This window comes from Thermodesulfobium narugense DSM 14796, from assembly GCF_000212395.1.
Classification (GTDB): Bacteria; Thermodesulfobiota; Thermodesulfobiia; order Thermodesulfobiales; family Thermodesulfobiaceae; genus Thermodesulfobium; species Thermodesulfobium narugense.
In genome coordinates, this window is the sequence record NC_015499.1 from 173,942 (window position 1) to 197,177 (window position 23,236).

Consider the following 23,236-nt stretch of genomic DNA (forward strand, 5'->3'; position numbering starts at 1 on the left):
TATGTTAAATCAACTTGAGCCATCTGAACTCATTGATCTTTTTGTAAAGTTTCCTCCATATGATTTTAAGGCGAGAAAAAATGAGAAAGGAATTATATTGTTTGAGACTCTTTTTGATATTTTAACTACAGCTGAGGATTTTCTTGCTAAAAGATTAAGAGCTTTTGAAAATCTTCCAATATTAAAGGGTTTTTTTAAGCCACCTGCGACTTTTGTAGGTACTACTGTATCTGAATATCTTGTTTTGCCAGAGTTAGATAAGAATCAATTTATTGATTCTATATTTGATGGTTGGAATACTGAATACCTTATTGTAAAGGACATTCCAAAGAACTCGCCACTCCTTTCAGAGGAAGAGAATGCCTACTCTGACAATCTGGTAAAGCTTCTTGAGAAAAGAGGTTTTGTAATACTTACAGGTCAGGCTCTTGCATATAGGTTTATTGATTTTACTAGTATTGACGAATATTTGATGAAATTTTCCCAGAAGAGAAGGTATGACTTTAGGAGAAAGTTAAAGAAAAGGTCTCAACTAAGGCTTGAAATTGAGGATTCTGGGAATTTTGATAATAAGAGGGTAGTAGAGTATTATTCGATGTACGAGAGCGTTTACAACAAAAGTTATGTTCATTTTGACAAATTAACCCTTGACTTTTTTAGTGAGTTGTTAAAGAGTAAAACTCTTGGTGCAAAAATATTTTCGTACTATATAAAAGATACCAATGAGCTTATTGGATACAAGATATGCTTTCAGGGTAAGGATTACCTAATAGACAAGTATGCAGGGTTCAAGTATCCTGAAGCGCTGGACTTTAGCGTTTATTTTATCAGCTGGTTTGATAACTTGGAGTATTGTATTAATAACAAGTTCAAAAAGTTTATAATAGGCTGGACCAATCCAGAAGTAAAGGCTTATCTGGGAGCTGATTTTAATTTTACGCTTCATGCTGTATATCCAAGAAATCCCTTAATCAGAAGGTCTTTAAAGTATTTGTCCAGATTTTTTGAGTCTGATAAAAACGAATTGGAAAGATTTCTAAGAAAAAAGTAAATATAAATTCTATATTTTCTTTAAAATATCTCCAAAGTGTGATAACCTTTAAAAAAAGAGAGGTGATAAAAGATTAAGAATAAAAAACTAAAGCTAAAAAAGCTTATTGATAACCTTGAAGAGTCTGATATGGAACTTGCTGAGAGCTATCTAACATTTTTGGCGTATAGGCGAAGGCTTTTAAAAGATGATTTTGTAAAGTCCTTTGATGAAGCGCCCTATACTAAAGAAGATGATATTATTGATGAACTGCTTGATCAAAAATAAAAATAAAGTTAGGAGATATTAAAATTGCAAAGGACCTTTTGTTTGTTAATGACTGGACTCCCTTGTTCCGGCAAGACTACTCTTGGCAAAAGGCTGTACGAGAGCCTTGTTCAGAGAGGTCTAAACGTTGAGTTATTTGATGGGGATAAGGTTAGAGAATCTATCTCAAGGGATTTAGATTTTTCAAGATTTTCAAGGATAGAAAACATAATCAGAGTGGCAAAAATAGCAAGGGATCTTATGGACAAAGGTTCATCTTGCATTATTTCGATGGTTGCGCCCTATTATGAAGCAAGGTTCAAAGCTAGGGAGATTGTGAGGACAAACTTTGTAGAAGTTTTTCTTGATGCACCTCTTGAGGTCTGTGAAAAAAGAGATGTAAAAGGCATGTACAAGAGGGCAAGAATGGGAGAAATAAAAAATTTTACTGGAATAGATGACGTATATGAAGTGCCTCTTAACCCTGACATTAGAATTAGAACAGGTGTCTTAGACATAGATGAAAGTCTTAAAGAGATAGAGAATTTCTTGATAGAGAATTCTTTCATAGTTGAAGCTGTATTCAAGAATTAGGTTTTTAATTTGAAATGGAAATTTTTAAGAGGTATTTTACTGCTTGATATAGATTTTTAAACTCGCTGCCTTCTTTTCCAATTTTTAGTCCTATTATTTTAGCATTTTTTGCTGTTTGCATGTCACTTTCAGTATCTCCTATGAAGTATTTTGGTACATTAATGTTAACTCCCTCCTTTTCTAATTCAAAAAGCGCTTTTACTATCATGCCAGTTTTTGGTTTTCTGCATTCACAGTTTTCTATAATGTCGTGCGGACAATAGAATATCTTGTCTATTTTAGCTTTAGATTTTTGAAGTGAATTTTGCATAAAGTTGTGGATCTTTTGGAGGTCTTCTTCTGTCATTAAACCCTTTGCTATGCCTCTTTGGTTTGTGATCAAGACTGTTATAAAGGATTCATCATTAAGCAATTTTATTGCCTTTTTCGAATATTTGATAAATTTAAATAAGCTAACTCTTGTAACGTATCCGTCTATAATTCTTTCGTTTATAGTGCCGTCTCTGTCAAGAAAGACTATGCCCTTAGGGTTTTTTAAAATTTTTTGACTCCTCTTTTAAATTTATTTTTAAAATGTCGATATATATAATAACTATACTATAATACAAAATATCGTGAAGGAGAATTATATGAAAGAATCTCTTGTTACTGTTGCAATGCCTGCATACAATCACGAAAAATATGTACAGGATGCAATAAAAAGCGTTGTAGATCAAACTTATGAAAATATAGAATTTATAGTTATTAACGATTGTTCCCAAGACAGTACTCACAGCAAGATATCAGAGATGATTAAATTATGTAAAGATAGATTTGTGAGATTTGAGTACATTAACTCAGATAAAAACAACGGCATAACAAAAACTCTAAATAAGTGTCTAAAGTGGGCCAAAGGCAAGTATTTTTCGCTTCTTGCTTCAGATGATATATTTTTTCCGGACAAGATTGAACTATTAGTTCACGAACTTGAGAGATTGCCAGAAAACTATGCAATTGTATTTGGCGATGCGACTTATATAAACAAGCAAGGTGAGGTAATGAAAGTTAGAAAGGGTTCAATTGAAACAGAAAATGTTATAGTTGCACTTGCCTCAACTAGAAAAGATTTTAATTACCTAAACGAAGATGAATTTGGCACGTATAAAACTCTTTTTTCGGGTTATTTACCTACTGCATCTTGGCTTGCTAGAACTGAGTGTATCCGTGAAGTTGGTGGATTTAATGAAGAATGTTTTGTAGAAGATATGCCTCTTTGGATAGCGCTTTCAAAAAAATATAGATTTAAATTTTTTAATAAATCGGTTGCAGGGTATAGATTGCATTTTCAAAACACATCTTCTTCATTTCACAACAAAATGCTTGTTAATTTATTTCGATTTTTGGAAGGTGAGAGAGAATATTGTATTCAGAATAATTTATATGATTTTTGGAAAAGGATGATGATTTTCTGGTCAAAAGACATTTTAAAAAAGGAAAACATGCCCTTTGAACAAAAAAAATATGTAATTGATATATTAAGAAATTTAAAACTTGAAAGGAAAATATAAGGAGCAAAATTATGATTAAGATTCTTGGCGTTGTAAGCGATCATACGGGTTGTCCTTACTATAGGATGAAGCTTCCCTCAAAATTTGTCGAGAGATATTTTTCTAAATCTGTAGAGTTTAATATAACTGACGAGATGAATGAAAGCTTGATGAGAGAACATGACTTTATTGTAATTCAGAAGACTCCATATCCTGAGAGATTAGAAGAATTTAGATATATAAAAAAACTTAGAAAGAAACTGATGTTAGAGTTTGATGACTTTTATCACGATGTCCCCCCATTTAACCCATCAAGGGACTACTGGCTCAACAGGTACAAGTATTACAAGAAAAGACCGCTTGATTTTTTTGAAGATATGCTGAAAGAAGTGGACAAGGTAATTGTTTCTACTAAATTCTTAAGAGATTTTTACGAGAAATTCAATAAAAATATTGTAGTAAATCCAAACAACTTAGATCCAGATATCTTTTTGAAGGTCAATCCTGCAAGGCAAAGAGGGGTAGATAGGATAAATATATGCTGGTTTGGTTCATCTTCTCATGTAGGTGACTTCGATATAGTAGGAGGGGTTTTGAAGGAAGTTGCGCTAAAATATGAGAACGTCTTTATTCATATTGGAGGCGATCTACAAACCTTTTTGAACCTAAAAGTTGACGAAACAAAGAAAATATACCATCACTGGCTTCCATTTGACGTCTATCCTTTTCAGTATTCAGATTTCCAAATTGCTGTTGCCCCAATATTGGACCTTCCTTTCAATAGGGCAAGGTCTCCTTTGAAATACTATGAATATGGATGTTCTAACCTTGCAGGGGTGTACGACAGACTTGATCCATATGAACTGGAAGTTGAAAATGGAAAGTGCGGCATTCTGGCAAAGGGAGAGAATGAGTGGTTTGATGCAATTTGCAAATTAGTTGAAGATGAAGAATTAAGATATTCTATTGCTAAGAATGCCAGAGAAGACGTTTTGAAAAATCACATATGGTCTGAAGAGAAGGCGAAATTTTATCTCACACAGGTTATTGGCATAGATGAAGAAGATATTTATCATCCAAAAGAAGTTTTTCCGAAGGCTGATTACTCCTTGAAAAAAGATGAAATTTTTAGCATCTTTTACTTTTTTTACCCCGTAGACGAAGCCTTGATTGAAAACGAAATAAAGATTCTTGAAGAGTTTACAAAGGATTTTAATGCAGAGTTAAACATATTAAGAATGCCAGAAAAGATTCAGAACGTCTATTCATTTATCGAAAAAAATATAAAAGGAGAACACTTTGCTATAGTTACTCCAATCTTTTTGCCGTATGAATCTGATTTTGACGTCTTTAGTAAACTTATTAAAGAGTTAGAAGAAAACGATTTAGATATAATCTCTCCTACTCTGGTAGATATGACCGGAAAAATTTTGTCCTGTGGAATAGCATTTAAAGAAATGGATGCCTTAAAAGGACCGGTCGCGCCAGGATATTTTCTTGCTGAGTCTTCTTTGTCATTTCCTGATGAAAGGACTCAGGTGATGAGTGCTCTTCCATTTAAATTTCTTGTAGGTAAAAGAAGCTTTATTGATAAGGTTAAAAATGTAGAGACTGCAATTTATGAAAACAACGAGTATGCATTTATAGAAAGCCTTCTTAAAGCAAGGGATATTCTTTGGGCTGGCGTTTCAAAGAGGTGTAAAGTAACCTATGCCTTTTCTGAGAGGATCTCAGAGCAACTTCATGCTTATAGGATAGGATTGGAAAGAGACGATCAGAGAAAGCTTTTTTCAAGAGTCGAGATACTGCCTGATTTTTACATTCACACGAAGTGGTATGCTCCAAAGCAATGGGATACAAGAATTTACAAATACGGCCTGACAAATAAGGACAGAGTTTTAGAGATGAGTAGCTTTGAAAGAGGCAACAAAATATTGTCGCCGTATTTTAGTAGTGATATAGAACCAGATTTTTTAAGCGTTTGTGTTTTGAAAGAAGAAGAGTCTAATCTTGAAAGTTTTTATAAAACATTACGCTGGCAGCAGTTTCCTTTATTCCAAGCTATAGAATTTACAGATTCAAAAAGCCTTTTAAATAGAATAATTCCTATGAAGGAAAAATATTTTATTATTACAAACATAGATGTCAGGTTTCACCCCTGGTTTATGTCCTACGTTTACGGTGTTGCAAAGGAGCACTCACCCCAGTTAATAACGCTGGATTATATTTTGGATAATGAGCCGATTTGTACGCCTATTCTTTCAGTAGAATTTTTAGAAAGCTACAACTATGTGGGGAAAACTTTTGTCGTCGAAAAGGATCTCTTAATAGACGTTTTGGAAGAAAGAATTTCTGATATGCCAGATTTAGACTCTTTACTTGAAGAGTTTTTGGAATCTGATTCTCAAGAAAGAGAAAACGAGATAACAAAAAAGCTTGAAGGAATATTGCCAGATTTTTATTACGATATATTGCTTAGAATTTCCGAAAAAAATCCAAAGACTTTTAGAATTCCAATGCATCTAATAAGAACTTCAGTGTCAGGGGATTTTGGTGCCGAAAAGGTAGCATTAGAAAATCATTTAAAAAGAATAGGGTTTGAATTTGAAAAAATAGAAGAAAATGACGGCTGTTTTAGAAATTACCCAAAGGCCACTACAGATTCTATTGAAGTGTTTGTCGTGGGAGAAAACGTTGATGAAGATGTACTAAATTGTATTTCCAAGGACTTTAAAGTAACAAGAGTTTCAAATTTCAGACAGCTTTTCAGCGCAGCAAAAAGGTCAAATTCTGAAAACATGTTGGTCGTAAAAAGCAGTTTAAGAAGTATTAACAAAGATGCTATACTCGGGCTTAACTCCTTTCTTTCGAAAAAGGGTGTTGGTATTACCTCTTTAAAAGCGCTCTATAGCCAGAACAATTTGGTAATAGGTATAGGCATAGTAATTTCTAAAAATAGATTATTTTATGCAATGAACCTCTCAAATTCAAATGAAGAGGGACTTACAAAGAGAGGTACTTTTGCAAGCAACTTTATCTCTCCGGTGAGAGAGATATTTGCCATAAAGAGGCCTTTATTTTTAGAATTAGGTCCAATTTCAGATACGCCCTTTTCTCAACTTGAACTTTCGCTAAAAGCGCTTGAGATGGGGAAAAGAACCGTAATTCTTCCTTATTTTACGGCTACTTTTGAAGAGCCTATTACGTCTAATAAATTTGAGTATTCTAAGACAAAAGTATCTTTAGCAGGTAGAGAGCTTTCAAGAATTCTTACAAGGTATAAAGAATTTATTGTTAACGATGCTGATCTGTACTTTAATCCAATGCTTAACTTTTCATTTAACGACTTTGAGTATTAAATTTTTCTAAAAAACTTCCGATACTATGTTTAGATGAAAAAATACTTGGTAGGGAGGTGAATGAATAGAGTAACTTGACACAAGCTTTTTGATTTATCCAGGGAAGAAAAATTTAAAACATGGAGGTTTAAAAAATGGCTCTTTACATTAACACGAACGTGTCTGCTATGCAGGCAAACTACAATCTGTCTCAGACAAGTAACGCAATGAGTTCAAGTCTTGAGAAGTTGTCTACTGGTCTTAGGATTAACAGTGCTGCAGATGACCCGGCAGGACTTACAATTTCAAACACCCTTCAGGCACAGATCAAAGGCTTAGGTCAGGCAATCCAAAACTCAAATGACGGCATAAACATGATTCAGACTGCTGCAGGTGCTCTTACTGAGGTTACAAACCTTATTCAATCCATGAGAACTCTTGCTGTTAGCGCATCAAACACTGCTGTAAACGATGTAGCTTCAAGACAAGCCGATCAATACCAGATTAACTCTGCAATTTCCTCTTTGAAAAACATTGCAGCTACTACAGCATTTGGCAACGTAAAGCTCCTAAACGGTAACTTTGGCTACAATACTCAGATTACTACGCCAAATGACATAACAAGTATGGGAGTAGCAGCAAGTGCTACAAATGTTCCTTATATCGGTAACATTTCAATGCAAATTAAACAGCAGGCTACTCAGGCATATATGACAGGTGCTTTTAGTACTGGTACTTATGCTTCTGGAACCGGAGGGACAGTTACCTTTTCAATCAATACACTTGATTCTGCAGGAAATATTATAAATACGCAGGCTATTACAGCAACTATCGGCAGTGCTGATACAAGTGCTCAAGCTCTACAAGATATTGCAAATGCAATTAACCAGTTTAGTGGAACTACAAACGTATTTGCTGCTACTAGTTCGGCTGGATATGTAGACCTTGGATCAGTAACTTATGGCAGTCAATTTAAGTTTTCTGTTTCCCCTGTTACGCTAAGTAGCGGTGTATCTGGTCTTGGCGGTGCTGTAGGAACTGCAGGATTGACTGCAACAGCAGGTCAGGATCTACAGGTATATGTCAATATAGGTTCGGGTGCTGCATCAGCAGGAGATTTACTTACTGCCAAATATATTGCAGGAAATAGCAGCGGAACTTCAGGCCAATTTGTACTAGCAGATACCGCATCTACGAACAAGTTCAATGGTTTTTATGCAAATCTTGCAGTTACCCAATCCGGTTCAGGAACTGGTATAAGTGGTACAGTCGCAGTTGCCAGTGCTGCAAGTGGTGAATTATCTGCTACTTTTGCGACTACTGCCAATCCGAACTGGACTACTGCGCAAGGTGTACTTAATACGGGAACGGGTGTTAACGTAGGCGTTCTCGCGAAAAACAGCGCTACCTTCCAGATAGGTGCAAATGCAGGACAGCTTGTTAGCATGGTAATCAACAACCTTACTCCAGATGCACTTGGATTTAGCGCTGGTCTTGGAGAAAGTGTTTCTCAAATAAACGTCCAGACACTCTCTGGCGCACAAAATGCGATACAGGTTTTGGATGCTGCAAACACAGAGATCTCAGTTATTGCATCCAGCCTTGGTGCCTTCCAGACAAACACCCTTCAGTCAAATGTCAACTCGCTTTCTATAGCACAAATTAACCTCTCTGCATCTAATGCTGCAATTCAGGATACCAACATGGCTGCTGAGATGACCAACTTTACAAGACTTCAGATTTTGATGAAATCTGGCATAGCAATGCTATCGCAAGCAAACCAGATTCCATCTGCTCTATTAACGCTTTTGCAATAATATTTTTGCCCGGGGGTTCCCCGGGCATTTATTGTTTTTTTATGCTTCATATTTTAAAGGGTATAAAAAAACAATAAAATATACTATTTAGGAGGAAAAAAGTGGATGCTAGTAGCAAGAGTCAATTGAGCAAAGCTGTTCAGACACAGCCAGAATTGATAGCTATTCAGCAATCACAGATGGCAGTTAGTAAAATAGGAAACAACCAAGCTTCAAATAATCAGGCTGAAAATATGCTAATTGGTCAGAAAGCAAATCCAGAGTCCAGTAATGTTGAAATAAATCTTAAGAGTCTTAAAAGCATAACAAAGAGCCTAAACAATATAGCAAAAAATCTTGATATAAAGAGTAAATTTGAAGTATACGAAAAGATGAAAGGAGTTTATTATATCAAGGTTTACAACGCACAAACAAATGAAACTATAAGCGAGTTTCCACCAAAAAAGTATCTTGATATGATAGCAAGTTTTATAAATGGCTCTGGAAATTTATTAATAGATAAGAAGGTGTGAGAAGATGTCTAGTGTGAATCCTGTTTCGTCCTCGAATTCAAGTTCGCTTTTGAATAACGTGAGTTTAGGAAATGCATCAATTGTTGGTTTGGCATCTGGGATTAATACTACTGCACTTATTAATGCTATGACCCAACAAGATGAAGGAACGCTAAATCAACTTCAATCAGAACAAACTACTTTGCAAGCAAAAATATCTGCCTGGAACAACCTGCAGAGCCTTTTTACAAAACTTCAAAGCGACGCTACTTCTCTTGCAAACCAAAACAACGTTTTATCCGCTACCGCTACCAGTTCGAATACAAACGTTCTTACTGCTACTTCATCAGGTGCAACTCAACCGGGCTCATATGTATTAAACGTTACTCAGCTTGCAACTGCTCAAAGTTCAAGGTCTCAAAGCTTTTCGTCTGCAAGCGCTACAATTGGGGAGGGTACTTTCACTATTACCCCAAATAACGGATCTACTCCTCTTACTATAAATATTACCTCTTCTAATAATACCCTTCAGGGGTTGGCTGATGCGATAAACAGCGCATCTGGCTCTCCTGTTACTGCAAATATTATCAGCAATTCCAACGGTACCTTTTTGGTTTTGACGTCCAATAAAACTGGCGTGGCGAATGGTTTTACTGTTACCGGTAACGTAACCAATGGCGGAACTGTGGTTAGCTTTTCTGGGGCGACAAGCCCTACTGATTATACTCAAGGAGCTACGCTCACTGCAGCTCAGGATGCACAAGTTCAACTTGGAACCACTAATCCAATTACAATTAATAGTAGCTCTAATACGATTACTACAATAGTGCCAGGCCTTTCTATAAACTTAGTAGGAGTAGGGCAGTCTACTCTTAACGTTAGTTATAACGATTCTAACGCAAAAACCCTGATAAATAACTTCATTACTGATTACAATAACATTATAGCCTTTAGGAACCAATATGCCTCGTATGATCCAAACACAAAACAGGCAGGGATTTTGTTTGGAGATCCAAGTTTCAATAATTTCATGAATCAATTAACAGGGGCTATTTCTTCTGCTGCCAAGGGAAATATATCTCAAGGAAATCCTGCTTCAATAGCTGACCTTGGAATTACAATTTCTACCGATCCGTCTACTATGGGTCAGCTTAGTTTTAACCCCTCCACCTTTGACAGCGCATTTAGTTCTAATCCTCAGGCAGTAGCAAATGCGATGATAGGACTAGGTACTACAAATAATCCAAATGCTACGGTGATAGGCTTTGCCCCTCAGACACAAGGCGGCGTTTATACGGTAAACGTTACCGGTTGGGATCCCAATGGAAATGCTATTGCTACCATCAATGGTCAGAGTGTGACAGGACAAGGCAATATAATAAACGGTTTGAGCGGTACCCCTGCTGATGGTTTGGGGATAAGCGTGACTTCTGGTTTTACAGGAAGTTTTCAAGTAACTATGAACAAGGGTATATTCCAACAAGTCTTGGATGTGTTGACTCCCATCACTCAGCCATTTGGTCAATTGTCTACTGTAGTTACTAACCTTAACAATACCAATACCGCACTTCAAAATCAGATAAATCAACAAACAGCCTTTGTGCAGGAAAGAAGAAATTTGTATCTAAAGCAATTTGCCCAAATGGAGGCGACACTTGCAAGCCTTGACTTGCAAAACATGTGGTTGGGATATCAAACAGCTTCACTTTCGGGCTCAAGCGCTTTGTCAGGAACTTTGTCTTCTGCTGGCGGTTTGAGTTCGGTTACAGGATCTGGCTCAACTTCAGGATCCTCTGGGTCCACAAGTTCTTCAGGTTAATGACTTTAAGTTAAATTATAATGTAGTTATTATGAAAAAGGAGGAAAAGGATGACGCCTTATGGCTCGCAGGTATATAAAGCAAATGAAGTAGAGACGTCCCCACCATGGAAAGTTCTTATTATGTCATATGAGACTATTATAAAAAACTTAAAAATAGCAAAAGAAGCTATCAAGAGAAAAGATTTTTTTGTAAAAAGTAAAAGTATATCCAAGGCTCAAATGATAATACTTACTTTGGTTTCAATGTTAGATCAGAGTCAAGACAAAGAAATTGTGGGATCTCTTACGTCTTTATATTTTTATTACACAAAAGAGCTAACAATAGCAAATGCTGAGAATTCTGTTGAGAGGATAGATAACGTAATTAACCTTATAAATACCTTAAAAAGTAGCTGGGAAGAAGCTTTTTCTAAGATGGGACTCTTGGCAAAGTGAAAGAAGAACTGCTTTTTGATAAGTTTAGGAAATTGCTTCTTAAAGAAAGAGAACTATTAAAGGAAAATAGGCTCTCTGAGGTTGACAGTGTTATAAAGGAAAAGAGTTTAATAATTAGAGAGCTTGATGATATAAAGGCTAAACGTGGCCAATTTAAACCTGAATCGTTAGATATTTTAAACGAATTGAAAAGGCTTCAGGGGGAAAACATCGAAATATTAAATAAAGAAATTGAAAGAGTAAAACAAGATCTCAAGAATTTGAGATTTGAAGAGGACTCAAAAAGAGAATATTTGCAGTCAAATTTAGTTGAAGATAAGAAAAGAATTTTAGATCAAAATACATAGTTTAGATAATAAATATAATTTTTCTTCCGAATAGTCACTTTCCTGTGTGATATAATAGCAATTAAAGGCGCGGTTTATTTTTTGCCCAAAAATTTTGTTGGGAGTTAATTTCGATGATAAGAACTAGAGTTGAAAATCTTAAGGAAGGTGACGTATTAGCTTATCCTGTAATTGATGAAGCAGGCCGGGTTCTTATCGGAGCAGGTATACCACTGAAAGCTATTGTTATAAAGCGGCTTAAGGAATTAGGATTTAACTACGTTTATGTTGAAGCGCCTGGTTTTGAGGATGTTGAGCGCCTTGAAATGATATCCCAAAATACAGAACTTGAAATTATAAAGACATCAAAGGATGTATTTGGCAAGATAAAGAGAACTCAAGAATTAGACCCCCAGAAGATTCAGCACCTGGCTGTTACCGTCATAAATGAAATATTGAGCAAAAAGAACATTGCCATAGTAATAGACGATTTGATGGTATCTTCTGATTATCTTTTTAGGCACCTTGCTAGAACTATGCTTTTTTGTTCTATTTTGGGTATAAGTATGGGATATAGCGAGAATAAACTCAGGGATTTAGCAAAGGCTGCGTTTTTACACGATATTGGGTTTGCATTCATAGACGAGAGCATCAGGAACAAGAAGGGAAAGCTCAGTCCCGAAGAAATAGAGACCATAAAGCAACATCCGAAGCTTGCAGATGTCATTCTTTCAAAAAATAAATTTTCTTCAGCTGTTCGAAAAGCAGTTTTGCAGCATCACGAAAGGTTTGATGGGAGCGGCTACCCATCAGGGTTAAAAGGGGAAGAGATCTTTGAGCTTGCAAGGGTAATTGCCGTTATTGATGTTTTTGAAGCAATGACATCTGATACTCCATATAGGAAAGCTCTTTTCCCAAGCGAGGTATACGAGTACGTTATGTCTCAATCGGGTAAGCTCTTTGATCCAGAAATTGTAAAGCTCTTTTCAAAAAAGATAATAATATATCCAACTGGCACATCGGTAATTCTGTCAAATAACCTTGTTGGAGTAGTAAAGTCAATAAACCCCTCTTACCCTTTAAGGCCTGTAGTAAAGGTTTTTGCAAAAATGTCAGATGACGGAACTGTAACTTATCTCGAAAGAGATATGGAGATTGATTTACTTAAAACCTTAGACGTTGTTATAGTCGGCTCTACTGATTTGTACGGGAACATTATAGATTACGAGAGAGATATTAGTGTTAGTTATTAGTAGAAAGGCAGGTCAGAGTTTTGTTATAAGCGATAATATTGTTGTAACAGTGGTTTCTATTGATAAAGATGTGGTAAAGATTGGAATTGACGCTGCAAAAGATATTAAGGTGCTAAGAAGTGAACTACTTGACAAGATAAAAGATTCTATGAAAAATTCTGTTTTTAAAGAGAAAGATATGAATAGTTTATTAAAAGTTTTAAAAGATGAAAATAAAAAACTCTAAAGTTTTAAAGAACGTATATTTGGGTAAAGAGTGCTTTGTTGTTCCTGTGAAACAGCAAGTTGAAAGTGCTGAGTCTGAAGTTTTATCAGATAATGCTGAGAAAGATAAAGAATTAGTGAATAAAGAGGATATAATAAATCAGGCGATGTCTGAAATTGAAAGGCTAAAAGAGGATGCCAAAAAGGACGGCTTTGAGTTAGGATATAAAGAGGGCATGAAAAAAGCACAAGAAGAGATGGAGATTAGAGAAAAGGAAAGACTTCAAATATTTAAAGAAAATATATTACGGATAGAAAAAGAAAATAGAGAATATCTTGATAGAATTGAAAAAAGGCTTGAAGAGGAAGCTTTTGATATAGTAGTGAAGTCAATAAGTCAGATTTTACACTCTAATGTGCTGAAAAATATAGATGTTCTGAAAGAGCGAATCAGAGCCTTTTTAAGGGAGATCCCGCCTAACGTTGAAATAATGATAAAGGTTTCTGAGGATGACATAGATAAATTTGATGGCTTTGAGTTGCCAGTAGAGGTTGACCCAGTTTTAAAGAGCGGGGATTTTATGATAAAAACTGATTTAGGCTTTCTTGACGGAAGAATAAAATCTCTGGAAAATGATTTTCTCAAGGAATTAGAGAGGATCTTCGAATAGATGTGAAAAATCTCAAAGTTTTAAAAGATTTTATAGAAGATTATAATTATTTGCCCTGGAACGGGACAATTGATAAGATAAGTGGTTATGTAATTGAATCAATTGGTCCAAAGGTTTCAATTGGGGAGATAGTATATATTGATTCAGGCAAGAGTCAAATTCCATGTCTTGTTATCGGGTTTTCTTCAAATAAGGTTTATCTTACGCCATTTGATGCTATTGAAGGCATAGAGCCGGGCTCAATTGTAAAAAAGACCGGTAAGCAACTTGGCCTGTGGGTGGGAAAGCACCTTTTAGGTCAAGTTTTAGACGGTTTGGGAAGACCGTTGTCAGATGAATATATACAAAGAGATGACATGTCTCAATACAGATCAATTGAAAATAAGTCTCCACATCCTCTGAAGAGAGGGAGAATAAGAGAGCCTATATCAACAGGCATTAGAGCTATTGATGGGCTCTTGACTTTGGGAAAGGGGCAAAGAGTCGGGATCTTTGCAGGATCTGGTATTGGTAAGACTACCCTTCTTGGAATGATATCAAGATTTTGCAACGCACAGGTAAACATTATTGCTTTGGTTGGAGAAAGAGGTCGTGAGGTAAGAGAGTTTTTGGAAGAGAGTTTAGGAGAAGATGGACTTGCAAAGTCTGTAGTGATAGTGTCCACATCAGATAATCCTCCTTCCCAAAGGGTTCTTTCTGCCTTTACTGCTACTGTTATAGCAGAATATTTTAGGGACCTTGGGATGGACGTTCTTATGGTGATGGATTCTCTCACAAGAGTGTGTATGGCTCAAAGGGAGCTAGGACTCTCAATAGGAGAGCCACCTACTACCAGAGGATATCCACCATCTGTTTTTACTATGATGGCAAGACTCTTAGAGAGAGCTGGTACCTCTGATAAGGGTTCTATAACGGGCATCTATACTGTGCTTGTGGAGGGGGATGACCTTGCAGAACCAATAGCAGATCACGCAAGAAGTATATTGGATGGTCACATAGTCCTGTCAAGAGACCTTGCTGAAAGGGGTTATTATCCTCCAATTGATATCTCACAGAGCGTAAGTAGGTTAATGAATTCTATCACGGACAAAGATCATCTAAATCTTAGTTATAGAATAAAAGAGTTGATAGCCTCATATAAGGAAGCATATGATCTTATTAATATAGGTGCATATCAAAAAGGTTCAAATTCCAAGATTGATGAAAGTATAGAAAAAATATCAAAAATAGAAGAATTTTTGAAACAAACTCCTGAAGACATTTCAAGCTTTGATGACACTCGTAGACTTTTGGAGGAGATATTACTATGAACGTAAAAAGATATGTTGCAAAAACCATTCCTGAAGCTATCTTAATGATTAGAAAGGATTTAGGCGAGGATGCGCTAATACTTTATTCTAGATCCATTAACATTGCCCCTCGTTGGATGATCTGGAAAAAGGAAGATGCGGTTGAAGTAGTTGCGACAGTTAATCAGGAAGGCAGAAAACTTGATGAACTCGCTAAAGAAGTGGAAGAGTTTAAAAGAGAATTACAAATTTTGAAAAAAAGTCAAGAAGAGCTGTCGCTTATCAAAAAGATTGAAAAGAGCGATGAGCCTGAAGTGCCGTTCTTGAAATTTCATAACTTTCATGGAAAAACAAGAGATTCATCTATATTGATAAGTACTACAGGGGAGTTTGAGGCTAATGCAAGGTACTTTTTTAAAGGTCTTAACTTTTATCCTTTTTTCAATGAAAGAGATGAGACTTCAGCGCTTGCGTTTTTAGGTCCTACTGGGGCAGGAAAGACTACTACAATAGCAAAAATAGCTGCAAGGATGTCTTTACTGATGAAGAAAAGGGTCTGTCTTATAACCCTTGATACATTTAGGATTGCAGCTCTGGATCAACTAAAAGCTTATGCAGACATTATGGATCTTCCGTTTTTTGTGGCACACTCTCCCAAGGAATTAAAAGAAGTTGTAAAGAAAGAGAAGAGCTCAATCGATGTCTTTTTGATAGATACGATGGGATTTTCTCCCTTTCAGGATAACAAATTTAAAGAAATTTCGGCCTTTTTGTCTACAGGGATAAATACAGAAATTCATCTAGTCCTTTGTGCCAACTACAAGTCTCAAGAATTAGGTCATTATATTAACAAGTATAAAACTCTTAATCCAGTTAGCATCATATGGACCAAGCTGGACGAAGTAATATCATTGGGGCATATTATTGAACTTTCAATAGAAAACAATTTGCCCATTTCACTTTTTGGTACTGGTCAAAGCGTTCCTGACAACCTTGAAGTAGCAACTGATGAATTTCTATCAAATCAATTGAACTCTAAATACAAAGATTTTTATACTGAAGGTTCTAAAATATGAGCGATCAGGCACAAGAATTAAGAAGATTAAGAGAAAGGCTTAGTAGTGTCTTGTACTCTCAATCAAATCGGCAACCGTTTAAAAATAAGCTCTCAATCTCTTTTGCTGGTGGAAAGGGTGGCACAGGAAAGACCGCGCTTAGCGTAAATGTTGCATTATCCTTTGCAAGAAAAGGCATAAAAACAGTGCTTCTGGATGCAGATGTAGGGCTTGCAAATGCAAATATTATATTAGGGGTAAAACCCAAAAAAAATTGGGCCGATTTTTTGTACAACAATGCATTGTTTGAAGAAGTGTTGTATTTTTATGATAATGGCTTGATATTGATCCCAGGAGCCTCAGGAATATCAGACGCCGCAAATCTGCCGTCTTATAAACAAGAAGAACTTTTTGTATCCCTTGATACCCTCGAGTCTCAAACAGATGTCTTAATAATTGACGTGGGGGCTGGAATTCAAGAAAATATAATTAACTTCTCCATTGCATCAAACAACATAATTGTTGTTACCAATCCAGACCCAACGGCCCTTACTGACGCATACAGTTTTATCAAAGTTATTTCAAATAGGCTTTATAATCACAAAGTATATCTAGTAGTAAATATGGCAAGAACCTTTGAAGAGGTTAAAAGAATTTATGAAGTGTTTATCCCAATGGTAAAGTCAAGACTAAATGTAAATTTAGAGATACTTGGAAGCATTTCGTATTCTGAAGAAATGGTTTTGTCAGTAAAACAAAGCAAGCCTCTTGTGATAAATTATCCTAGGTCTGATGCCTCAAGGCAAATAGAGATTATTTCTAATAAGCTCTTAGAAAACCTTTACAGTCAAAATCAGGCTAAAAACATTGTCTCAAAACCTTATATTAAAAAATCTGATGAGACTAAAATTTCTAGAGAGAAAAACTCTAAAGATGATGGAGAGGTTCTCCAAAAAGATTCTTTTGTGTCGAGATTTTGTAGGTTCTTTGGAATAAAAAAGTAAGAATTTATCGTATAATAAAAAATAAATTATCTGGAGGAAAAATGGAAGATAGATGGTTTTTAGGGGTTGCAACAGAGGATGAGGATTACTTTATAGATACACGCTCAATTCAAGAAGAAAATGGCTTTTTGGAAGTAATTATAAAGGAAGTTTTAAAAACAGAATCAGCAAAAAATCGAGAGTTAGAGTTTATAGAATCTAAAATTAATAAAAAAGTAAATTTAGATCACTCTCTTTGGAAGTGGAGATTTAATCCTAAGAATATGACGTATACCATTCTCTCTATTGGATATTTTGATTCAGATGGCAAACTGCTTCTTAATCTGAAAAGCGATGAAAGCGATCTACACTGGGAAGAGATAGAGCCTGAAACTGCTGCTGAAAACATCTTTGAGGCCGTAAAGGACGTAATGCAAAATAAACCCGAAAGAGGGTTATAAACCAATTTTATGTCATTAGACGTTTCATTTTCAGTAACTTACGATAGATATCAACTATATAACTTTTTAGATGGCTCTGATTGGGAGCTTGCTGTTGTAAACGTTCACGTAATCAAGGGACAAGTTTTCTTTGACATAATACTTTTCGACAAATTGAGAAGCAAAGTTGCTCCTATTTTTCTCAATGCTTTCGAAGAAAACAAACTAATAATACCGAACTTATTGAAGACTATGGATAAAGATAATTTATCTAAAATTTTAGGACAATCTATTACAGTAATTTCAACCTACAAAGACAACATAAAACCGCCTAATACTACTATTTTTACTGAGAACTATAACTATATAAAATCAGTAGATAATAATGTTAACCCGCATAGAAGGGCTTTTGTGGGTATTGGTAACGCAATGTATTTGAAGTTTATTTTATTTTATAAGCACGTTGCAGAGATTATAAGATTGCGAAACAAAAAAGGAAAAAAACTTAATATCCTAGACTGTTCATGCAGCAGCGGTTATGGTTCGATTATTCTTGGTTCTATTGAAAATGCTATTGTCTGCGGGGCTGATATGGATGAAGGGGCAATTAATCTTGCAAAGATGTTAAATCTTGATAAAGAAAACGTAAGCTTTGTGAACTTACCAATGGAAGATTTGCACAAATTTGGTTCTAAATATGACTACGTTGTGAGTCTTGAGACAATTGAACACGTAGAGGACCCTGAGAGATTTTTAAATAGCGCAACCGATCTTCTCGAAGAGAACGGCACTTTAATACTAAGTGTTCCTCACTGGCGATATCACGGAAGCGATCTAAATTCAGATCACGTAACCAATTGGACTCCTGAAAAAATAAAAAGATTTTTCGATAGATTTTTTGAGAGGATAGAAATATACTTTACAGAAATAGTTAATTTAGATGATGTTTTAAACCAGGATTTTAATCTTAAAGAAGAAATGGATAAAAAAACAATTGAAAATATCTTTGTGATAGCAAAACTAAAAAATAGAAGATATCCTTCTACTTTTTATGTGAAGAAAAAACCAAGAAGGATCTTGTTTGTAAATCACTCTATTTTGCCTTATGAGCACACGGGAACGCCGTTGGCTACCTATTCACAGATGAAACACATAAGAGCTTTAGGGTATGAGACTGCCGCTTTGATACCTCACTCTGATGCGACTACAGAATTTAAAAAAGAAAATGTGCTAAACGAAACAATCTATAAAATTTATCCACTCAACTGGCAGGAGAGATTTTTGGACGACGCTTTTTCTGGATATAATTTAAGAGGTTATCTTAGTTTGGTGGAAGATGTTCTAGATGATTACAAGCCAGATGTAATTCACCTGGGAGACTATGTGGGGATGAGTTCAAAGATTATAGAACTATTTGAGGCAAAAGGCATTCCCATCTGCAAAGAAGTTCATGCTATTGAAGAGCTGTGCTTGAAAATTAGACCGTCTGGAGGTGACAAGGATGGTTTGTGTACAGGTCCAGAATCACCTGAAAAATGTGCAAGGTGTGCTCTTAACAGCATGTACGAATTAAATGAGACTTTTTTAATTAGACATTTATCTGAAATTATGGGCAAACTTTTTGCAAGATTTAAATACATTAATTACCTTTACACTAAATTTGATGCTGTTGTCTTTCCGTCTTCTAGTTGGATGAAGTATATGATGAATTATATAAAGATAAATAGAGACAAGGCTTTTGTTGTACCTATTGGTGTAGATATAAAGTTACCGAGAAAGAATTTTACAAAAGAAGGTTTTATTGAAAGAAAAAGCCTTAATTTAGCCTATCTTGGCACTGTTGCAATGGGGAAGGGTCTTGGCATTTTAGAAAAGCTATTTAAAGATAAAGAGTTATTGAGTAGAAACTTTAAGTTTTACATATATGGTAGATGTCAGGACAGCAAATCAGAAGAAAGAATCAAAAGCCTTGAAGAGGAATCTTTTGGCAAGGTAATTTATATGGGATCATACGAGAGAGATGATTTGCCAAAGATTCTTGCTTCTATAGATTTAGGCATTTTGCCATATCTTTATGAGTCATATTCCATAGTTACAAGAGAACTACTATATTTTGGCATTCCCGTTATTTCATTTAACACTTATGGTATAGACGAAATATTAAAAAACTATTACAACGGCTTTCTTGTAGAAGTAGGTAACGTAGAGAAGATGAAGGAAAGGATAATTTGCTTGCTGGATAACAAAGAACTAATAGCTAAGCTAAAAGAAGGCGCTCTTAGCACGCCTATTACTACCCCACAGGAAGAAGCACACATGCTAGATGACATATACAAGAAAATAGCAAGAAAATAATCTATTATTTATTTTTTATTACGCTTTTTACTGTCATCCACAACTCTTTTATCATTGCGTGAGCCTTAGGATCAGTTAATCCTTTTGGATCCCTTGAAATAGAGAAATTTAACCAGTAAATGGCCTGTTCAAGCTTATTTAGTTTGAAATACATCGAGGCTATCATGTACTCTACAAGAGTTTGACTCATTTTCCCGCCCAAAGGAAACTCTTCGTGGTCATATGCCTTTTCGTAGAATTCTATGGCCTTTTGTCTGTATTCATCTTCATCTGAAGAACCAAAACTTTTTGCAAGGCAGGTCATCCTAAAATATATTCCTGCTAGAAGGCTTGCGCTGTGTCCTGCTATATTTGCACAGTAAATTGCCTGTTCGTAGGCATCAATAGCACGCACGTAATCTCTTTCACCTGTAACGTCTATCTTATAAAGTTTTGATTTGGGAAGCTCTTTTTGAAGAAGCGTTATTACAACATCTGAAAGATTGTTTTGGAAACTGTGATCAAGATTTGCATAGCCACACTCAGGGCATACGACTGGGCTATAAAGATTGGGATTTATGCCTTCATAGGTATTACACATATCAATGTCTCTGGTCTTTATCCTGAAGGCGCTAGTTTTCAGTTTTAATTGTTTAAATTTAGCTTTGCAAACGGGGCAGACAAGATCTGTTTGAAAAAATTTGTTTTTGTCGAACAATATTTCACCTTCTTGAATTTTTTTATATGTGATATTATATATAAATTAGCACATTTTGTATAATTTTATTTTAGGAGGAATTGCTCAACAAATGATTGATTTTTTTAAGGGCGCTATACTTCTTTTTGAAGTAGGAGTGGCGATTTTGTTGATTGCGTTAATCTTGTTACATGGTCCAAAAGGAGAAGGTCTGGGATCTATTGGCGGTGAGGCAAGACTATTTACGTCTCCACAAGGTTCTACATCAGGACTAACTAGGCTTACCGCTTATGTAGCGGGTGTTTTTATTGTGCTTGCATTACTTATGGGGATTTTTTGGTAGGTTAGAGTATGTCAAAGCTTGCAAAGATAAGCCTTCCAATTTTCAACTCGCTTTTGTTCTTTGCCTTTTTGCAGGGTATTGCTACTCATACGTTTGAGTGGCTTCAGTGGCTGATGATGTTTTTCATTGTATATGGCACTGTAATATTGGGGGGCTTTATAATAAAGCAGTTTGAGGATCAAAAAATAGATGAGAGTTATAAGCCTTATGTGAGCATATTGATACCTGCCCATAACGAGGAAAATGTTATTAGGAGCACAGTTCTTGATGCTATGAATCAAGAATATATGGATGATAAAGGTAGAAAACTATTCGAAGTAATTGTCATAGACAACGTTTCTAGTGACAACACTCCTGTTATTTTAAAACAGATGCAGGATGAATACCCAGAACTAAAAGTTATTTATCAGGGTCAGGATGCAAAAAGGGGCAAGCCTGCTGCCTTGATGGCTGGTTTAAGAGAATCTCAAGGAGAGGTTATTGCAGTGTTTGATTCTGATACCAAGATCCCACCTGACTTCATAAAGAAGTGTATGCCGTATTTGTCCGATCCAAAGGTTGGGGGGGTCCAGTCATTAGTAAGAATGTATAATGCCAATAAGAATTTTCTAACAAAGGCTCAAGACGATGAGTTTGCCATATTTACAAGGATTTATCAAGAAGGTAGAGATTTTTTAGATGGTGCACCTACTCTTGGAGGCAACGGCCAAATAACCAGAAAAGAGGCCATTTTAGCTGTTGGCGGTTGGAACGAGCACGCTCTTACTGAAGATCTTGAACTTTCTTTAAGATTATATGAAGCGGGATATAATATTAGATTTTGTCCGGAGGCATCTGTTTATCAGGAGGGAGTAGAAAATTTTGGTGCTCTTGTAAAACAGCGAACCAGATGGGCTCTTGGATACTTGCAGTGTCTTATGGAACACACTCCAAAGATTATATTTTCCAAGATGGCTTTTAACAAGAAATTGGACTTAAGCCTAACTCTATTTTCTATATTTTTGCCGTATTTGACTTTGGTTGGATATGCATATCTTTTGCTTGAAATTACGAGAATATTTATGTTTTATACAACTTTGCCGTCTTTTATCCTTAACTTTTTGGCTTTTGCATTTCTTGTTAACGCAAGTGTTGGCGCAAGGGTTTTGGGCCTGCCCAGAAAGTCTTTGCTTTACGTCCCATTAAGATATTGGTTTTTCTCGCTTCACTGGCTAATTGCTTATATACAGGCTATGTGGAAGATGTGGTTTATGTGGATAAATGACGAACTTCCTTTTTGGGACAAAACCCATCACAATGGATTGCAGGAAGAGACCGCAAAAGGCGTTTCTACTGCCTTTCAAACTATAAAATAGTATAAAATTGATTCCTCTCAAAATATTTTGAGAGGAATCAAAACCGAAGTTCTACCTTTGCCCCTTTTTCATTTGAGAAGTAAGTGTGAATGCCCGCCATTTTTGCAAGGCTTTTAATTATGGCAGTTCCTAAACCTATTCCTGAGCCCTCTTGCCTGTTTAACTCTCTTATTTCTCCCTCTTTAAAGCCGGGACCGCTATCCCTTATAACAAGAATTTTTTCGTTAAAGCTAACAAATATTGGCTCTTTTCCGTGAATTATTGAATTTAAAAAGATATTCTTTACTATAGTTTTAAGGATATATGGATCTGTTTCAACATTTTCGTCCTCTTTTATATCCTTTTCAACATTTAAGTACGATTCATCTGACAAAGAATTTTTTAAGACCTCTTCAAGGAAAGATAAAATATTAATTTTAGTTTTCTTTATGTTTATCAGACCTAGTTGAATTTTTGTTATTACTATGGCGTTATTTAGTGCAAGATCGAGTCTTTTTATTTTACCTAGCACTTTTTCTGAAAAGGTAGAATCTATCTTGCCTGTAGCCTCTCCTATTTCTATAATTGAACTAATGGCTGAAATTGGAGTCTTTAGTTCGTGAGAGATCTGCCCAAGAAGCTTTTTTTTAAGCTCTGATTCTTCTTTATTTTCTTCAGGCCTTAGGGCTATGATCCTCAGATCCTGAGACGATTTCACAATAAACGTATATTTTGTCAAATTCATCCCTAAAAGTATCTCTTTTTCAAAATCTTTTATTTTATAATCCTTTAATATTTCGTGAGCCTCAGAAAATCTAAGTACCTCAAAGTAATATTTGCCCTCCAAATCTTTTATCCATGAAAATTCTTTGAATTTTTTGTTGAAGCAAACAATTTGTCCATTTTTGCCAATAATTAAAACAGGATATTCAATTAGTTCAATAACATCTTTCAAAAGATCCATGTTATCTGATATTATAATAAAAAT

General features: G+C 35.5%; 23 protein-coding genes. 20 read left to right on the forward strand and 3 right to left on the reverse strand.

Going from position 1 to position 23,236, the window contains the following annotated elements; genetic code table 11:
• The first annotated feature begins 1 nt into the window (after position 1).
• The 3 genes from THENA_RS00825 to cysC all read left to right on the forward strand — a co-directional run bounded on the left by THENA_RS00825 (position 2) and on the right by cysC (position 1,891).
• Entirely contained in the window at positions 2-1,051 is a 1,050-nt protein-coding gene (locus THENA_RS00825) for a peptidogalycan biosysnthesis protein (protein ID WP_013755542.1), read from the forward strand.
• Positions 1,052-1,180: 129 nt separating this feature from the next.
• Entirely contained in the window at positions 1,181-1,318 is a 138-nt protein-coding gene (locus THENA_RS09875; RefSeq protein ID WP_013755543.1) for a hypothetical protein, read from the forward strand.
• A 24-nt stretch (positions 1,319-1,342) separates the two neighbouring features.
• The gene (gene cysC / locus THENA_RS00830) at positions 1,343-1,891 is read left to right on the forward strand and encodes an adenylyl-sulfate kinase (protein WP_013755544.1); all 549 of its coding nucleotides are present in this window, start codon (positions 1,343-1,345) and stop codon (positions 1,889-1,891) included.
• A gap of 4 nt (positions 1,892-1,895) precedes the next feature.
• On the opposite strand, the gene THENA_RS09785 is transcribed toward cysC, so the two are convergent.
• The gene (locus tag THENA_RS09785) at positions 1,896-2,432 is read right to left on the reverse strand and encodes a D-glycero-alpha-D-manno-heptose-1,7-bisphosphate 7-phosphatase (RefSeq protein ID WP_041437880.1); all 537 of its coding nucleotides are present in this window, start codon (positions 2,430-2,432) and stop codon (positions 1,896-1,898) included.
• A gap of 88 nt (positions 2,433-2,520) precedes the next feature.
• Here THENA_RS09785 and THENA_RS09505 point away from each other — a divergent pair, with 88 nt between their 5' ends.
• The 15 genes from THENA_RS09505 (at position 2,521) to THENA_RS00910 (ending at position 19,895) form a co-directional block, all read left to right on the forward strand.
• On the forward strand, positions 2,521-3,438 hold the full coding sequence (locus THENA_RS09505) for a glycosyltransferase family 2 protein (RefSeq protein ID WP_013755545.1): 918 nt from the start codon (positions 2,521-2,523) through the stop codon (positions 3,436-3,438).
• An 11-nt stretch (positions 3,439-3,449) separates the two neighbouring features.
• Complete coding sequence (locus THENA_RS00845) at positions 3,450-6,776, forward strand: glycosyltransferase family protein (protein ID WP_013755546.1); 3,327 nt, start codon at positions 3,450-3,452, stop codon at positions 6,774-6,776.
• Between the two features lie 134 nt (positions 6,777-6,910).
• Positions 6,911-8,572, forward strand: coding sequence for a flagellin N-terminal helical domain-containing protein (locus THENA_RS00850; protein ID WP_013755547.1), 1,662 nt, complete (start codon positions 6,911-6,913; stop codon positions 8,570-8,572).
• A gap of 101 nt (positions 8,573-8,673) precedes the next feature.
• Positions 8,674-9,084, forward strand: coding sequence for a flagellar protein FlaG (locus THENA_RS00855; protein WP_013755548.1), 411 nt, complete (start codon positions 8,674-8,676; stop codon positions 9,082-9,084).
• A 4-nt stretch (positions 9,085-9,088) separates the two neighbouring features.
• Positions 9,089-10,882 (forward strand): flagellar filament capping protein FliD, encoded by a 1,794-nt coding sequence (fliD, locus tag THENA_RS00860; RefSeq protein WP_013755549.1) that lies wholly within the window; start codon positions 9,089-9,091, stop codon positions 10,880-10,882.
• Between the two features lie 50 nt (positions 10,883-10,932).
• Positions 10,933-11,319 (forward strand): flagellar export chaperone FliS, encoded by a 387-nt coding sequence (fliS, locus tag THENA_RS00865; RefSeq protein WP_013755550.1) that lies wholly within the window; start codon positions 10,933-10,935, stop codon positions 11,317-11,319.
• Positions 11,316-11,666 (forward strand): hypothetical protein, encoded by a 351-nt coding sequence (locus THENA_RS00870; protein ID WP_013755551.1) that lies wholly within the window; start codon positions 11,316-11,318, stop codon positions 11,664-11,666. Before fliS ends, THENA_RS00870 begins: the two co-directional genes overlap by 4 nt.
• Before the next feature lie 113 nt (positions 11,667-11,779).
• Positions 11,780-12,898 (forward strand): HD-GYP domain-containing protein, encoded by a 1,119-nt coding sequence (locus THENA_RS00875; protein ID WP_013755552.1) that lies wholly within the window; start codon positions 11,780-11,782, stop codon positions 12,896-12,898.
• Positions 12,885-13,124: a carbon storage regulator gene (locus tag THENA_RS00880; protein ID WP_013755553.1), complete on the forward strand. Its 240-nt coding sequence runs from the start codon at positions 12,885-12,887 to the stop codon at positions 13,122-13,124. The genes THENA_RS00875 and THENA_RS00880 overlap by 14 nt, the downstream gene beginning before the upstream one ends.
• Positions 13,105-13,773: a FliH/SctL family protein gene (locus tag THENA_RS00885; protein ID WP_013755554.1), complete on the forward strand. Its 669-nt coding sequence runs from the start codon at positions 13,105-13,107 to the stop codon at positions 13,771-13,773. The genes THENA_RS00880 and THENA_RS00885 overlap by 20 nt, the downstream gene beginning before the upstream one ends.
• A 2-nt stretch (positions 13,774-13,775) precedes the next feature.
• Positions 13,776-15,083, forward strand: coding sequence for a FliI/YscN family ATPase (locus THENA_RS00890; RefSeq protein WP_013755555.1), 1,308 nt, complete (start codon positions 13,776-13,778; stop codon positions 15,081-15,083).
• Positions 15,080-16,138, forward strand: a complete 1,059-nt coding sequence (locus tag THENA_RS00895) for a flagellar biosynthesis protein FlhF (protein ID WP_013755556.1) — start codon at positions 15,080-15,082, stop codon at positions 16,136-16,138. The genes THENA_RS00890 and THENA_RS00895 overlap by 4 nt, the downstream gene beginning before the upstream one ends.
• Positions 16,135-17,121 (forward strand): MinD/ParA family ATP-binding protein, encoded by a 987-nt coding sequence (locus THENA_RS00900; RefSeq protein ID WP_013755557.1) that lies wholly within the window; start codon positions 16,135-16,137, stop codon positions 17,119-17,121. Before THENA_RS00895 ends, THENA_RS00900 begins: the two co-directional genes overlap by 4 nt.
• Positions 17,122-17,162: 41 nt before the next feature.
• Positions 17,163-17,561: a surface-adhesin E family protein gene (locus tag THENA_RS00905; protein WP_013755558.1), complete on the forward strand. Its 399-nt coding sequence runs from the start codon at positions 17,163-17,165 to the stop codon at positions 17,559-17,561.
• Positions 17,562-17,570: 9 nt separating this feature from the next.
• Complete coding sequence (locus THENA_RS00910) at positions 17,571-19,895, forward strand: glycosyltransferase (RefSeq protein WP_013755559.1); 2,325 nt, start codon at positions 17,571-17,573, stop codon at positions 19,893-19,895.
• Between the two features lie 4 nt (positions 19,896-19,899).
• Here THENA_RS00910 and THENA_RS00915 read toward each other — a convergent pair whose 3' ends face one another.
• A complete protein-coding gene (locus THENA_RS00915; RefSeq protein WP_013755560.1) occupies positions 19,900-20,592 on the reverse strand; it encodes a DUF2225 domain-containing protein in 693 nt (230 codons plus the stop codon).
• A 91-nt stretch (positions 20,593-20,683) separates the two neighbouring features.
• Here THENA_RS00915 and secG point away from each other — a divergent pair, with 91 nt between their 5' ends.
• A complete protein-coding gene (gene secG, locus THENA_RS00920; protein WP_013755561.1) occupies positions 20,684-20,914 on the forward strand; it encodes a preprotein translocase subunit SecG in 231 nt (76 codons plus the stop codon).
• A gap of 8 nt (positions 20,915-20,922) precedes the next feature.
• Positions 20,923-22,269: a glycosyltransferase gene (locus tag THENA_RS00925; protein ID WP_013755562.1), complete on the forward strand. Its 1,347-nt coding sequence runs from the start codon at positions 20,923-20,925 to the stop codon at positions 22,267-22,269.
• A gap of 37 nt (positions 22,270-22,306) precedes the next feature.
• Here THENA_RS00925 and THENA_RS00930 read toward each other — a convergent pair whose 3' ends face one another.
• Positions 22,307-23,203: a sensor histidine kinase gene (locus THENA_RS00930; RefSeq protein WP_169309403.1), complete on the reverse strand. Its 897-nt coding sequence runs from the start codon at positions 23,201-23,203 to the stop codon at positions 22,307-22,309.
• Between the last annotated feature and the right edge of the window lie 33 nt (positions 23,204-23,236).

What these genes read in the sequence shown, in the direction of transcription:
- THENA_RS00825 (WP_013755542.1), top strand. Translation starts at nt 2, where the DNA reads ATGTTAAATCAACTTGAGCCATCTGAACTCATTGATCTTTTTGTAAAG.
- THENA_RS09875 (WP_013755543.1), top strand. Translation starts at nt 1,181, where the DNA reads ATGGAACTTGCTGAGAGCTATCTAACATTTTTGGCGTATAGGCGAAGG.
- THENA_RS09505 (WP_013755545.1), top strand. Translation starts at nt 2,521, where the DNA reads ATGAAAGAATCTCTTGTTACTGTTGCAATGCCTGCATACAATCACGAA.
- THENA_RS00845 (WP_013755546.1), top strand. Translation starts at nt 3,450, where the DNA reads ATGATTAAGATTCTTGGCGTTGTAAGCGATCATACGGGTTGTCCTTAC.
- THENA_RS00850 (WP_013755547.1), top strand. Translation starts at nt 6,911, where the DNA reads ATGGCTCTTTACATTAACACGAACGTGTCTGCTATGCAGGCAAACTAC.
- fliD (WP_013755549.1), top strand. Translation starts at nt 9,089, where the DNA reads ATGTCTAGTGTGAATCCTGTTTCGTCCTCGAATTCAAGTTCGCTTTTG.
- fliS (WP_013755550.1), top strand. Translation starts at nt 10,933, where the DNA reads ATGACGCCTTATGGCTCGCAGGTATATAAAGCAAATGAAGTAGAGACG.
- THENA_RS00875 (WP_013755552.1), top strand. Translation starts at nt 11,780, where the DNA reads ATGATAAGAACTAGAGTTGAAAATCTTAAGGAAGGTGACGTATTAGCT.
- THENA_RS00885 (WP_013755554.1), top strand. Translation starts at nt 13,105, where the DNA reads ATGAAAATAAAAAACTCTAAAGTTTTAAAGAACGTATATTTGGGTAAA.
- THENA_RS00895 (WP_013755556.1), top strand. Translation starts at nt 15,080, where the DNA reads ATGAACGTAAAAAGATATGTTGCAAAAACCATTCCTGAAGCTATCTTA.
- THENA_RS00900 (WP_013755557.1), top strand. Translation starts at nt 16,135, where the DNA reads ATGAGCGATCAGGCACAAGAATTAAGAAGATTAAGAGAAAGGCTTAGT.
- THENA_RS00905 (WP_013755558.1), top strand. Translation starts at nt 17,163, where the DNA reads ATGGAAGATAGATGGTTTTTAGGGGTTGCAACAGAGGATGAGGATTAC.
- THENA_RS00910 (WP_013755559.1), top strand. Translation starts at nt 17,571, where the DNA reads ATGTCATTAGACGTTTCATTTTCAGTAACTTACGATAGATATCAACTA.
- secG (WP_013755561.1), top strand. Translation starts at nt 20,684, where the DNA reads ATGATTGATTTTTTTAAGGGCGCTATACTTCTTTTTGAAGTAGGAGTG.
- THENA_RS00925 (WP_013755562.1), top strand. Translation starts at nt 20,923, where the DNA reads ATGTCAAAGCTTGCAAAGATAAGCCTTCCAATTTTCAACTCGCTTTTG.